Genomic DNA, 12,786 nt, shown 5'->3' with positions numbered 1-12,786 from the left:
ATCAGATCGGGCTGCTCAGCGGTACAAGTCCCCTCCAAGGACCAGCCCGGACAAAAACCGACAAGGATTGATGATCTCACCCGCCGAGAGGCCCAGGTCCTTCGTCTGGTCGCGAAAGGCAAGCAAAACAAGATCATCGCCGAAGAGCTCAACCTGTCTGAGCACACCGTGAAGCTGCATATTCACCATGTGATCGCCAAACTGGGTGTCCACAACCGGACAGAGGCCGCGATCAAATTCCTTGCCGAGTGGGGTGAGGAGGATGAGGTCGTCCGGTGACCACCGCAGACCGCCCTCCCGAACTCGACGACATCCTGTTGCGGGTGGGTCATCTGAACTATGCCTGGACGAATACGGAAAGCCTTTTGATCCATCTGATCGCCGGCTTGTGCCGCGTGGACAAGGACACGGCGCTGATTGTGTTCCTGACCCTGAACACCACGCGCGCGCGGCTGGATCTGGTGGAACGGCTTGCCAAGATGGAGCGCACCTCGGTTGCCGAGCGGGAAGGCGTTCTGGCGATCACCAAACGTATCCAAAGCCTGTCGGGCCTGCGCAACCGTTACAACCATTGCATTTACGCCTTCGACCCCGAAGGCGGGCAGCACCGCACCATATTGATGCGCATCGCCGATCGCCGCGATCATCTGCGCATGGGTCAGGTCAACGTGCTGGATTCAATCGCACTGACCGATATCGAAGAGGCCATCGCCGAATTGCGCGCCATCAACCGAGCGATCTGGACCCATGTGGGCGAGTTCAAGTACCCCGTTTAAGCCTCGGGCGGCGGATGTCAGAACCAGTCTGCCGCCATGTCGAATGCCGTCTGGTCATTCGCTGACAGCGTCTTGGCCCAGCCTTCTGTGCGCACCAGTTCCCGCGCATAGAAATAGCGCGCCGCCTGATGTTTGCCGCGCAGGAACGCGGTGTCACCATCGCGACTGGCCACGCGTTTGGCCGCTTCGGTCAGGCGCAGCCACATCCACGCCATGACCACATGACCCATGCAATCCAGATAAAGCGTGGCATTGGCCAGGCCCCGCGTTGGGTCTTTCATCAGTTCGCCGGCCAGATGCAGGGTCACGGGCTCCATGCGGTCCAGCGCGTCGCTCAGGGGCTGGGCAAACTCCGAATCTGCTGCCGCCGCGATATCGGCGCGGATCGTTGACATCAGCCCCTTGAAGGCAGCGCCGCCGCCCATCACCACCTTGCGGCCCAGAAGGTCCATCCCCTGAATGCCATGGGTGCCCTCGTGGATATGGTTCAGACGGTTATCGCGGTAATAGCGTTCCACCGGATAATCACGAGTATAACCTGCACCACCCAGGATCTGGATGGCGTGCTTGTTGGCCTCAAGGCAGAACTCGGACGGCCAGGACTTCGTGACGGGCGTCAGGATTTCCAGCAGAGGACCGGCCGCCTCGTCGCCCTTGCGCTCCCGATCCACCAGAGAGGTACAGTAGATCGACAGCGCCAAAGCGGCTTCCACAGCCGCTTTCTGCGCCAGCAGCAACCGGCGGATATCGGCATGTTCGATGATGGGCAGTTGCGGGCTGACCGGATCCTTGCCCGCGGGCGACCGGCCCTGGGGCCGCTCCCGCGCGTAAGCCAAGGACGCCTGATAGCCCGCCTGACCCAGCGCGGTGGCACCCATGCCGACACCGATCCGCGCCTCGTTCATCATCTGGAACATATAGGACAGGCCCTTGTGCGGCTCTCCCAAAAGCTCGCCCACGCACGCGCCTTTTTCCCCAAAGTTCAGCGCGCAATTCGTCGTGCCGCGATAGCCCATCTTGTGGTTCAGACCCGCCAGCGTCACGTCATTGGGCGTACCGTCCGCATTCCGCTTCGGCACGATGAACAGCGAAATCCCTTTCACACCCGGCGGTCCACCGGGGATCTTGGCCAGCACCATATGCACGATGTTTTCGCTGATCTCCTGTTCCCCGCCGGAAATCCACATCTTGCGCCCTGAAATGGCGTACCGCCCATCCTCCATCGGCTCGGCGCGCGTTGTGATGTCAGACAGCGAAGACCCGGCCTGCGGTTCGCTCAGGCACATGGTGCCGAAGAACCGGCCCTCGGCCATGGGCTCCAGATAGCGTTTCTTCTGGTCTTCCGTCCCGAAAGACTGGATCAGACGACCCGCGCCCACGGTCAGAAGCCCATAGCCGGCAAGCGAGATGTTGGAGGCCGAAAAGATGAACGCCGCCGCCTGATGCACCGTCTCGGGCAGGCCCATCCCACCGCTTTCGGGCGCAAAGCCCGACCCGATGAACCCGGCCTCGACCTGCTCGCGGACGGCGGCGATCGCCTCATCCGGGATCACGGCGCGGCCATCCACAAATTCGGGGTCATTTTCGTCCAGCAGCTTGCCGTGGGGCAGGAAGTGATCGGTCGCGATCTGATCGGCGGTATCAAGAATGCCCATCACCGCTTCGCGATCCAGATCCGTTCCCGCGATCTGGTCTTCAAGCTGCGCCACTTCGAACAGCTGGAACAGCAGGTCGTCACGATCATAAGCACGCATGGGTCTCTCCTCGGGTTTTTCCGGGACCATATGCGATCACGCGGGGCTCTGCCCACTCTGACCCTGCGGCAGTTGTTTTCGGACGGCAAAGACCGTATCTGATCGGCATCGACAACAAGGAAGACGCGCGTGGCCAACCACCTTTATCAGAACGATCTGCCCGACGGGCTGGACCTTGGTCCGGTTGTAGCCATTGATTGCGAAACGATGGGCCTGAACCCTCATCGCGACCGGCTGTGCGTGGTGCAGTTGTCGGGCGGTGACGGGGATGCGCATATCGTGCAGGTGACAAAGGGCCAGACATCGGCGCCGAACCTTTGCGCGATGCTGGAAAACCCCGATGTGCTGAAGATCTTCCACTTTGGCCGGTTCGATATTGCGGCACTCTATCATGCCTTTGGCGCGGTCACCGCGCCTGTCTATTGCACCAAGATCGCCAGCCGCCTTGTGCGCACCTATACCGACCGGCACGGTCTGAAGAACCTGCTTCAGGAATTGCTGGGCGTCGATATCTCGAAACAACAGCAGATGAGCGATTGGGGGGCGGAAACGCTGACCGATGCGCAACTGGAATACGCCGCCTCTGACGTTCTGTATCTGCATCAGCTGATGGAGCAGTTGAACGGCAGGCTCACACGGGAAGGCCGCACCGAGATGGCGCAGGCCTGTTTCGATTTCCTGCCCACCCGCGCCCGGCTGGATCTCGAGGGGTGGCCGGAAACGGACATCTTCGCCCATTCATGACCGCCTATCAGGATACCGCCCGCCGCGTCATCGCGACGGAAGCCGAAGCGTTGACAACGCTGGCGGGATCGCTGGACGACCGGTTTGACGCGGCCGTGGCGCAAGTCCTGGACACCAAGGGCCGGGTAATTGTCACAGGGATCGGCAAGTCGGGCCACATCGCGAAGAAGATCGCGGCGACACTGGCCAGTACCGGAACGCCTGCGCAATTCGTGCACCCAGCCGAAGCCAGCCATGGCGATCTGGGCATGATCACACAGGCAGACACGGTTCTGGCGATCTCGAATTCCGGGGAAGCGCCCGAACTGGCGAACCTGCTGATCTATGCCCGCCGTTTCGGCATCCCCCTGATCGGGATGACCAGCCGCCCCGACAGCACTCTGGCCAGCCAGTCGGATATCGTTCTGCCCCTGCCCCAGGCCGGAGAGGCATGCGGAACCGGCGTTGTGCCCACCTGTTCAACCACAATGACGCTGGCGCTGGGCGATGCGCTGGCCGTCGCCCTGATGGAACACCGCCGCTTCACCGCCGAGCATTTCCGCGAATTTCACCCCGGTGGCAAGCTGGGTGCGCAGTTGAGCCGCGTGCGCGATCTGATGCACACCGGCGACGCCATTCCCATGGTCAGTGTCGACACCGCGATGAGCGATGCACTGCTGGAGATCAGCCAGAAATCCTTTGGCGTGGTTGGCGTCGCAACCGATGACGGCGCGCTGACGGGCATCATCACCGATGGCGACCTGCGCCGTCATATGGAGGGGCTACTGTCCCAGACCGCCCGTGACGTGATGACCGCCGCACCGACCACCATCCGGCCCGACGCCCTTGCGGAAGAAGCGGTTGCCGTGATGAACAAGCGCAAGATCACCTGCCTTTTTGTCGTTGATCCCGAAAAGGGCCCCTCTGCGCTTGGGCTGATCCACATCCATGACTGCCTGCGTGCCGGTCTGGGATAGGAGCGCGATGTGGATGGATATTCGCGCCTTGTCGCCTTCCTTAAGGTTTTGCTGCCACTGACCGCGCTTGGGCTGTTGTCCACGCTGTTCCTGCTCTCGCGCAGCGTCGATCCAACCACGACATTACCCTTTGGCGAAGCGGAGATCAGCGAACGCCTGCGGGAAGGGTTGATCACGGCGCCCTATTTTTCGGGTACCACATCGGGCGGCGATCAAATCATCATTACAGCTTCGACAGCCAAACCAGAAAGCGAAACGGCTCTGGCACAGGCCGCGGACCTGAAGGCGCAGATTACCCTTTCAAGTGGGAACAACGTGACGCTTGAGGCGCTGACCGGCTCGTTCGACCCAAATGGCGATATCGCGCGGTTCATTGGCGATGTCCAAATTCAGACCACCAACGGATACTCGTTGATCACCGATGCGCTGGAAAGCCGTATCAAGGAACTGGATCTGCGCAGTGACGGCCCGGTCTCTGGACAGGCGCCTTTCGGCACTTTGGAGGCCGGACAGATGCAGTTGAGCGCCAATTCTGAAGGTGATGACGCCCATTTGCTTTTCAAAGACGGTGTGAAACTGATATATGACCCGAAAGATGTAGAAGATCGTCCATGACCCTCCTGCGTATTCTAACAATTTGTCTTTGCTTTTTTAGTTTTGCGACGGTCACTTCGGCGCAGGAAACACGTGTGTCTTTCGGTGCCCTGCAGGTCGACACGAAGCTTCCAGTGGAAGTCACCGCCGACGCGCTGGACGTTGACCAGGAAACCGGGGAAGCGATCTTTCAGGGCAATGTCCTGATCTCTCAGGGGGATATGCGGCTCTCGGCACCGCGCGTTCTTGTTGTCTATGACGCGGATACACGGGCCATCGCCCGGATGGAAGCAACCGGCGGCGTGACCCTTGTCAGCGGCCCCGACGCCGCCGAGGCAAACCGCGCCGATTATACCATCGACAGCGGTGTGATCGTGATGACCGGCAATGTGCTGCTGACCCAAGGGCCCAGCGCCCTGACTTCCGAGAAAATGACCGTGAACCTGACCACCGGGTCCGCGCAAATGGTGGGTCGTGTGACAACGATTCTGCGCAGCGGTGATTAAGCATGGCGCGCCCCGAGCTTAAGGTAACCGAAGGCGCGGTCGGCCTGCGCGTGGACAAACTGCGCAAATCCTATCGCAAGCGGGTGGTCATCCGCGATGTGACCATGGACCTGAACCCGGCCGAGGTTGTGGCGCTTCTGGGCCCCAATGGATCGGGCAAGACGACGACCTTTTATGCCATCGCCGGTCTGGTCTTTCCCGAAGCAGGCAAAGTCATCGTCGATGGTCAGGACGTGACCACCCTGCCGATGTACCGCCGCGCGCGGCTGGGTATCGGGTATCTGCCGCAGGAAATGTCGATCTTTCGCGGGCTGAATGTCGAAGACAATATCTCGGCCATCCTCGACATCACCTATTCCGACCGCCACAAGAAGCGCGAGCGGCTGGAAGAGTTGCTGTCCGAGTTTTCCATCGAACACCTGCGCCGGGCTCCGGCGCTGGCACTGTCGGGTGGTGAACGACGGCGGGTCGAAATCGCGCGCTGCCTTGCAGCCGACCCGAAATACCTGCTTTTGGACGAACCCTTCGCCGGGGTCGATCCGATTTCGGTCGGGGATATCCGTCATCTGGTCGCCGATCTGAAAAAACGGGGAATCGGCGTTCTGATCACCGATCACAACGTGCGCGAAACGCTTGAGATCGTGGATCGCGCCTATATCCTGCACGATGGTCAGGTGCTTATGTCAGGCACACCCAAGGACGTTGTCGAAAACGAAAACGTGCGCCGCGTCTATCTGGGCGACACGTTCCGCATTTCCTGAAAAATTCTCTGCCAAGCGTTGTTTCATCAGCCGCTTTTCGTTGACAGGTTGAGGGCCATGTCCTCAAATACAGGTATGGTTCTGCAACGGCCCCAGTCGATTGTTCCAACCCTCCGCCTGCGGAATGGGTCGGGTCAAAGCAAAGGCCAGGGTGGAACCAAAACACCCAATCCAAGTTGAAAACACCGCGAATCCCGGGCCAAACCGGGATCGGCAGGTTTTGAGCGACCAATGTGAAGGAGACCACATGCGCTATCAAATCACCGGAAAACAGATCGATATCGGAGCCGCATTGCAAACCCATGTCGAAACTGAACTGGGCGGAATCGTTGAAAAGTATGCCGAACGTCCGACCGACGCGAATGTCGTGTTTTCCAAGTCCGCGCATGAATATGTTTGCGAGGCGACTGTACACCTGTCGACCGGATTGACCGCGCAGGCCAAAGCGCATGCTACTGAAATTTATGCAGCTTTTGACGGCTGCGCCGAGAAAATGGAGAAACAGCTGCGCCGATACAAGCGCAGGCTGAAAGACCATCACAAGGATCGCTCGGAACCGGTTGAACTTTTTGGCGCGTCCTCGTATATCCTCGCCGCTGAAGAAACGAGTGATGACGGTGAGCCGGAATCGCTCCAGCCAATCATCGTCGCCGAGATGGAAACCCAGATACCGTCGCTGTCGGTTGGGGAAGCCGTGATGCAGATGGAATTGGCAGGGGCTCCGGTTCTCGTGTTTAGGAACGAAGGGAAAGACGGGGTCAATGTCGTGTACCGTCGCGATGACGGGAATATCGGCTGGATCGACCCTGGATCTTAACCAAATCTTGGGGGCTGTCCGTTACAGCGGGCGGTATGGAGCAAAGACAAATGGAATTGTCCACCATCCTCAAACCTGAGGCTGTTAAAGTCCTGTCCACAGTATCCAGCAAGAAGCGCCTGTTTCACGACATCGGCGATCTGGGGGACGCGGTTTATGGCCTGCCCGCAGATCGCACGGTCGAGGCGCTTCTTGAGCGTGAGAGCCTTGGCCCTACCGGTGTGGGCCACGGCGTCGCCCTGCCTCACGCCCGTTTGCCCGGCCTGACTTCGGTGGCGGGCACCTTTGTTCTGCTGGAAAAGCCGATCGACTTTGGCGCGGTCGATCGCCAGCCGGTCGATATCGCATTCGCGCTTTTCGCCCCGGAAGAAGCAGGGGTTGAGCATCTCAAGGCGCTTGCCCTGGTGTCCCGCACTTTGCGGGACACGACGCTGTGTTCGAAACTGCGGGCCAATTCCGATGCAGCGACGCTTTATGCCATCCTGACCGAAGGGCGGTCGGTTCAGGCAGCCTGACCCCAGGGGCCAAACCCAAACATGATGTAATCGCGCTGATAGACATCGGCGATCTGCGCTTCCAGCGCATCGTCATAGATATCAGCCAGGTCATAGGGCGTGTCTGCTGACGGTACATCCGGCAAAGGTTTGGGCGCGCAACCAAGACGTTCGGCAAGCGCTGGCAGATCAGTCGCTGCGTCCTGCGCGCGAATAACCAGATCAGGCAAGGCAAATTCGCTGAAACCCTGCAGGATTTGCGACTGCGTGCACCAGAAGGCATCGACGCGCAAAGCGGTCTGGCCCGCCAGATTGGCCTTCACGAAATCCAGAAAGACCGAAAACGCCTTGCGGTGATCCGCGGCGCTGTAACCGGGGTCTGGCATCTCCTCCGGGATGGGCAAATCAAAGTTCTTCCGCAAGCTGCGCCGCAGCTGGCCGAAATGTCCGAGACCGGTTGACAGGATCTTGGTGCAAAAGGCGTGATGCGCCCGCTCCAACGGGTGCGGCAACACGGTGAATCGCCGATGGCCAGGATGGGCGCGCATCCATTCGCGCAGGTCTTTCTGGTTCATCTTGCGATGCAGATCGCCGCGCGACACGCCGTCAAGGGATGCGAGCCACGCCTCCACCTGCCGTTCGGGTCCGCCTTTGACTGGCAGGTACATCAAGGGCGCCTCCCGCGCCGCGACATAGCTGGGCACCGCCGCGCCCCGACGTGGTTCGAAATTCGGCGTGCGCGTCAGGTTGAACTGATCCAGACGCCCCACGGCCTCCACCATCTGGCCGGGGTTCGCAACTTTCTCGACCAGGGGCTGGGGGTTCTGGCGTTTGAGGTTCTTCGACAAACCCTCAAGCCGCGCGTCGATTCCCAGCCACTGCGCCAACCCGTTCATCACATCGACCGATTGCAGGTCTTCATAGGCCACATAAAAAGGCGTCTGCCCGGTGATCTGCAGCCGGTTCAGAACCGTCACCTGAAAGCTTTGCAGCGCCTCCACATGGGCCGCGAATTCATCCGCATCGAATTGCGCTTTCGCCGCCTTGCGCTTTTGCACATTGGTCAGTTTCCACTGCCCGGTAGCCTGCGCGATCTTCCACGACACATAGCTGTCCAGCGGATTGCGCGTCAGGATGATCTTGGCGCAGGCGGGATCATCCAGCAGGAAGTCCAGCACACGCGGGTCGTGGTCGTGGAAATACCGAAAGCCACCCAGCTCGCCCGGTTGTCGTTTGATCAGCGACAAAAGCCGCATCGGATCACTGTCACGTTCTGCCCGTGTCAGACCCAACAGCGCGTCTTGCGTGGGATAGCCGATGAAATGGGGGTTGAACGCCTCCCCATGACAGGTGACGCCATCAAAACTGTTCAGGTTGGTTTCAAGGAAATTCGACCCGGTGCGCATTTCCGCGAGGACCACGAAATATTCAAATCGCGCCATGGATGATCACCTGACCAGATAGGGTTTGCGCGGCGGGCGCGGCTGATTGACAGGCGCGGGATCGACGGGGAAGTCGCCCATAAGATACGGGTGCATTCCCTGGTTTTTCAGGTTCTGCAGGAACTGCCCGAACCCTTCCAGATCCACCATTTTGGGCGCTTCGGCCAAACGGCGGTCATGGACCGTCCCGATTTCATCAAGGATCGTCTGCAGCGGCTCCATCGGGGCTTCGATGAATTCGGCCATTGTCCAGATCCGAATGCGGGCCTTCGCATGGACCGACCGCAGCACATCCAGATGTTTGCTTTCGATGCGCTGAAGCTCGGCCGCCTCAGCCCTCAGATCGGCGAAGTTGCGGTTGGTCTTGAACAGCGGCACCGCCCAGGCCCCCGAAATGACCGAGATCTGCGCATTCGGGTCCTTGGCCAGAAGCCAGCTGATTTTCTGATTATCGCCCGGCCCATACTGAAAAATCTGCCGTTCGCCCCGCGTGTTCCAGATCAGACTGGTCAGAAACGCCTTGGGTTCATAATCGCGGATCGCGGCGCTGTCGGGCAAACAGCCGTTGATCATGGTCTGGCCCCCGGCGAATTCGGCCCGGTCAGGCGCAAACAGATGGCCATGCACCCGCGCGCCCGTCGCCTTGGACAGCCAGGTTTCGAAATTGTCGAACAATTCGGTGAAGCCTTCGAACACGGAATAGGGGCTGCAGGTCACGCCATTCTCCCAATCCTCGTTCGGAAAACGGCTGTGCATGTACAGGCCCGGCCGCCCGCGCGTGCGGCGCTCCACGGCCTTGGCAAAGATACGGTCGATCTTGCCAGGGTTCGGTTCGGTCTGTTTCTGCGCGCCTTCAGGCGGGTTCAGGAACACCTCGTAAAGCCGGTTCGCCTGAGGCCAGATCTTGCGCGCGACAAAGCAGTCCGACCGGCGCAAAAGCTGCAGGTGATCGTCATAGAAAATATGCGGTTTGCCCTGGAAATCGAATTTCGAAAGGGTCAGCGACCGGCTTTCGATATTGCTTGAATAAAGCCGCACAAGCGTCTGGAAGTAACTCTCGTCCGGGATCCAGACCTGGCTGAAATACCGGTCATAGGCCTCACGCGCCGGATCCTGCAGGATGGCAGAAAGGGTTTGCCGGGTCAGACACCACCATTGACTGCCCATATGGGGCACAAGACCGGACGGTACTTTGCGTTTCAGGTGCAGCCTGCGCTGGATATCGACAGACAGATCGAAAAGCCGGCGATGGCGCTTCCACGAGAACGGAAAGCGCAAGGTAAACCGTTCTTCATCAAGCCCGCCCACGGTCCAGGGCACATCGGCGGTTGTGGCGCTTTCGATAAAATCGGTTCGGGGGCTGGCCGCCAGGTAATCAATCAGTTCATCAACCGGACGCAGCGGCAGGCAAGAGCCTGAGGTCAGGTAAACATGGCTCACATCGGCATAAGCTTTCAGCATCAGTTCCGACGCCGATTGCGTTGCCGCCACAAGCCCCCAGCGACCCCATTCGCAGCGGTGCCGCTTGGAAAACCGGATCAGCGGATCATCCGACAGGGCATCCTCGAACGCGCGATAGGCCTTGCGCGATACGTTCAGATCCACATGGATCACCACCGGACACCCAGCCGCCGTCCAGTGGCGCGCCACCTGTTCAGCCCTGTGCAGTGCGGTATGCACCAGCATGACGATACCGACCGTCATGCCCAGTTGCCTTTCGACATCAGGCCTAGAATCTCAAGCTGCCGCCAGTTGATGTATTTTTCGGACCATTTGCACCACAGCTCGGGGTTCTGAGCCAGTTGTTCGGCATAGGCGCGATATTCGACCGACGCCGAATAATGCTGTTTCCGCTCCAGCTCTTCCTGCGCCTTGTGGGTAAACGTGTCGATGAATTTGGCATGCAGTAGGACGCCTGACGCCTTCTCACCACCCCATTCGTCATAAACCAGATTCAGACCGCGCGGCAAAAGCATATGGGTCGAGCTGACATAGACATAGCGCCTGTCCCATTTCACCAGCGGGATCTTGTTCAGCGCGGGCGCCAGCGCCGGCTTTTCCGAAAAGAACACCCGTGCGCGCGGCCCGCCCTGTATCCACAGATTGCCGAAGCGCTTGTTCTTCTTGATCGTGTAATTGCCGCTGTCGAACCAGCAGGCAATTTCCATCGGGTCCTGGCCTTCAGAATAGGGCTGATCGTTCAGCGCGCCCTTGGGATACATGTCCAGAAGCATCGCACTGAACGACTTGATCGACGACGCATCCAGCCAGTCAGTAAGCGCACGCAATGGCCTTGTATCGCAGAACGGATAAACGAAGAACTCATCAGGATCGACCGTCAGCGTCCAGTGCCCATGCGCATGTTTGCGCTGCAGCCAGTTCAGCCAATCCACGCCATAGCGTGACTTCTTGTAACTGGCCCGCGTATGCCAGAGCGAGACATCAGGTTGGTCCGCAAGGTACTCATACGCGCCATCGGTGCTGTCATTGTCGACAAAGAAGAAGTGGTTCACACCCAGCCGGCGGTAATATTCCAGAAAATAGGGGAGCCGCACCTTTTCGTTCCGCTGGGTGCTGAACAGAAGGATATCGCCAGGCTTGATCTGACTGGTGCGGTCGACAACCGACTGAAGCTGACGCCGCTTGCGCAACGCCCGCACACGCCATCTTCGGCGTGACCATCTCAGGCGATAGGACTGCCAGAGGCCCAATCGTTCAACCCTTCATTCATTACCGAACGGTACACGGCCCCTCACATCGGCGTAAGGGCCAAGCGGAAATGATCGTCCCAGGTTGGCGCGCGAAACCCAACGGTTGATCCTGAAATCTGCTCGACCTTTGGCCCTTTTGACAGGCTCTGCACTGTATTAGCTAATAAATAGCGGTCCGTTGCTTTCAGGTAAACGGGAATGTCTGCCAGAGTTTCCCGGTAAACGGGCAGATCAAGGCAGATGACGGGCGTGCCCAGCGTGGCGGCTTCGATAGGGGGCAAGCCATATCCCTCGGCCTCACTGGGAAAGACCATCGCACGGGCGTTCTGCACCAGCGCGCTCAGGGCCGCGTCCGGCAGGCCCGGCAGTTCCCGCACCGGACCGTCTCTCGACAGCGCGTCAAGGCGGGCGAAGACGGCCTCATTTTTCCATCCGCGCGATCCGCAGATGTAAAGCCGGGGCACCTGATCGGCGGGCAGCTCATTGGTAAGCACCTCCCAGGCATCCAGAAGCAGCGCGTGGTTCTTGCGCGGCTCGATCGTGCCCACCGTGACGAAATAGGGCTGGGTGAGGTCGATATCGCCCGGCAATCCGGCGGGATCTGGCGGCGGCACCTCGACCCCCAGTGGTGCGACGACACCGGGTGGCGGATCACCCCATTGGCACATGTGATGCTCTGCCCGCTCCTGCGTATGGGCCGAGTTATAGATGATCTGGTCCGCAAAGTGCCGCACGCGTTTCAACCTGGCGCGAAACGCCTCTGGCGTGCCGGGGCGTTGGTATTGCGGGTAATCCAGCGGGATGGCGTCATGGATCAGCACGATGATCCGCGCCTTCAGATCATGTCGAACCGCCCAGAGGGTGCGATCCGTCAGGTTGCTGTGCCCGACATTCAGGTACTGCGCACCCGTTGGCAAATGCGTGCGCAACAGCCGTTCCAGCCGCGAAGGCAACGCGCGGGCGATGCACAGCCTGCGCAAATCGCTTTCGGCGCGCCGGACCGCCGGACCTTTCTTACGCGCACCCCATGACAACGCGTCCGCCCGGCCCCAGGGCTGCTGCCCGTCGAACCGCTCCAACAGTGCGAGCAGACCTGCCCGATCCAGAAGCACATAGCCCAGACTTGAGCGGACCAGCCCGAAACAAGGTGACGCGCCTTGAACCAGATGCCTTAAATAGGCCAGTTCGACCCGGTCCACGCCCGTCGGAACGCGGCCCGCCCGGCTGATCA

General features: G+C 59.9%; 14 protein-coding genes. 9 read left to right on the top strand and 5 right to left on the bottom strand.

What is annotated here, in order from left to right:
• On the top strand, nt 1-279 hold a 279-nt coding region (locus TR61_RS05865), incomplete at its 5' end, for a response regulator transcription factor (RefSeq protein ID WP_172676942.1).
• On the top strand, nt 276-776 hold the full coding sequence (locus TR61_RS05860) for a hypothetical protein (protein WP_050928965.1): 501 nt from the start codon (nt 276-278) through the stop codon (nt 774-776). The genes TR61_RS05865 and TR61_RS05860, both read left to right, overlap by 4 nt.
• Before the next feature lie 17 nt (nt 777-793).
• Here TR61_RS05860 and TR61_RS05855 read toward each other — a convergent pair whose 3' ends face one another.
• Complete coding sequence (locus TR61_RS05855; protein WP_050928964.1) at nt 794-2,530, bottom strand: acyl-CoA dehydrogenase family protein; 1,737 nt, start codon at nt 2,528-2,530, stop codon at nt 794-796.
• Between the two features lie 129 nt (nt 2,531-2,659).
• On the opposite strand from TR61_RS05855, the gene TR61_RS05850 reads away from it, so the two are divergent.
• The 7 genes from TR61_RS05850 to TR61_RS05820 all read left to right on the top strand — a co-directional run bounded on the left by TR61_RS05850 (nt 2,660) and on the right by TR61_RS05820 (nt 7,423).
• Nucleotides 2,660-3,274 (top strand): ribonuclease D, encoded by a 615-nt coding sequence (locus TR61_RS05850; RefSeq protein ID WP_050928963.1) that lies wholly within the window; start codon nt 2,660-2,662, stop codon nt 3,272-3,274.
• Entirely contained in the window at nt 3,271-4,230 is a 960-nt protein-coding gene (locus TR61_RS05845; protein ID WP_050928962.1) for a KpsF/GutQ family sugar-phosphate isomerase, read from the top strand. Before TR61_RS05850 ends, TR61_RS05845 begins: the two co-directional genes overlap by 4 nt.
• A 9-nt stretch (nt 4,231-4,239) precedes the next feature.
• Entirely contained in the window at nt 4,240-4,845 is a 606-nt protein-coding gene (locus TR61_RS05840; protein ID WP_050928961.1) for an LptA/OstA family protein, read from the top strand.
• 74 nt (nt 4,846-4,919) lie between these two features.
• On the top strand, nt 4,920-5,330 hold the full coding sequence (locus TR61_RS05835; protein ID WP_425394199.1) for an LptA/OstA family protein: 411 nt from the start codon (nt 4,920-4,922) through the stop codon (nt 5,328-5,330).
• Between the two features lie 2 nt (nt 5,331-5,332).
• Nucleotides 5,333-6,091 carry an LPS export ABC transporter ATP-binding protein gene (gene lptB, locus TR61_RS05830; protein WP_050928959.1) on the top strand — a complete coding sequence of 253 codons (759 nt, stop codon included), beginning with the start codon at nt 5,333-5,335 and terminating at the stop codon, nt 6,089-6,091.
• Nucleotides 6,092-6,338: 247 nt separating this feature from the next.
• Nucleotides 6,339-6,908 (top strand): ribosome hibernation-promoting factor, HPF/YfiA family, encoded by a 570-nt coding sequence (hpf, locus tag TR61_RS05825; protein WP_050928958.1) that lies wholly within the window; start codon nt 6,339-6,341, stop codon nt 6,906-6,908.
• Nucleotides 6,909-6,958: 50 nt separating this feature from the next.
• Nucleotides 6,959-7,423: a PTS sugar transporter subunit IIA gene (locus TR61_RS05820; protein ID WP_050928957.1), complete on the top strand. Its 465-nt coding sequence runs from the start codon at nt 6,959-6,961 to the stop codon at nt 7,421-7,423.
• Here TR61_RS05820 and TR61_RS05815 read toward each other — a convergent pair.
• The 4 genes from TR61_RS05815 to TR61_RS05800 are packed head-to-tail and all read right to left on the bottom strand — an operon-like array spanning nt 7,411 to nt 12,754.
• Nucleotides 7,411-8,844: a nodulation protein NodH gene (locus TR61_RS05815; protein ID WP_050928956.1), complete on the bottom strand. Its 1,434-nt coding sequence runs from the start codon at nt 8,842-8,844 to the stop codon at nt 7,411-7,413. The two genes, TR61_RS05820 and TR61_RS05815, sit on opposite strands and share 13 nt — an antisense overlap.
• A 6-nt stretch (nt 8,845-8,850) precedes the next feature.
• Nucleotides 8,851-10,548 (bottom strand): DUF5927 domain-containing protein, encoded by a 1,698-nt coding sequence (locus tag TR61_RS05810; protein ID WP_050928955.1) that lies wholly within the window; start codon nt 10,546-10,548, stop codon nt 8,851-8,853.
• Nucleotides 10,545-11,555 (bottom strand): glycosyltransferase family 2 protein, encoded by a 1,011-nt coding sequence (locus TR61_RS05805; protein ID WP_050928954.1) that lies wholly within the window; start codon nt 11,553-11,555, stop codon nt 10,545-10,547. Before TR61_RS05805 ends, TR61_RS05810 begins: the two co-directional genes overlap by 4 nt.
• A 41-nt stretch (nt 11,556-11,596) precedes the next feature.
• A complete protein-coding gene (locus TR61_RS05800; protein WP_050928953.1) occupies nt 11,597-12,754 on the bottom strand; it encodes a glycosyltransferase family 4 protein in 1,158 nt (385 codons plus the stop codon).
• Nucleotides 12,755-12,786 lie beyond the last annotated feature (32 nt).

It is taken from the genome of Aestuariivita boseongensis (assembly GCF_001262635.1).
In the GTDB taxonomy this organism is placed as follows: Bacteria; Pseudomonadota; Alphaproteobacteria; order Rhodobacterales; family Rhodobacteraceae; genus Aestuariivita; species Aestuariivita boseongensis.
This window is presented reverse-complemented; position numbering and strand designations above follow the sequence as displayed.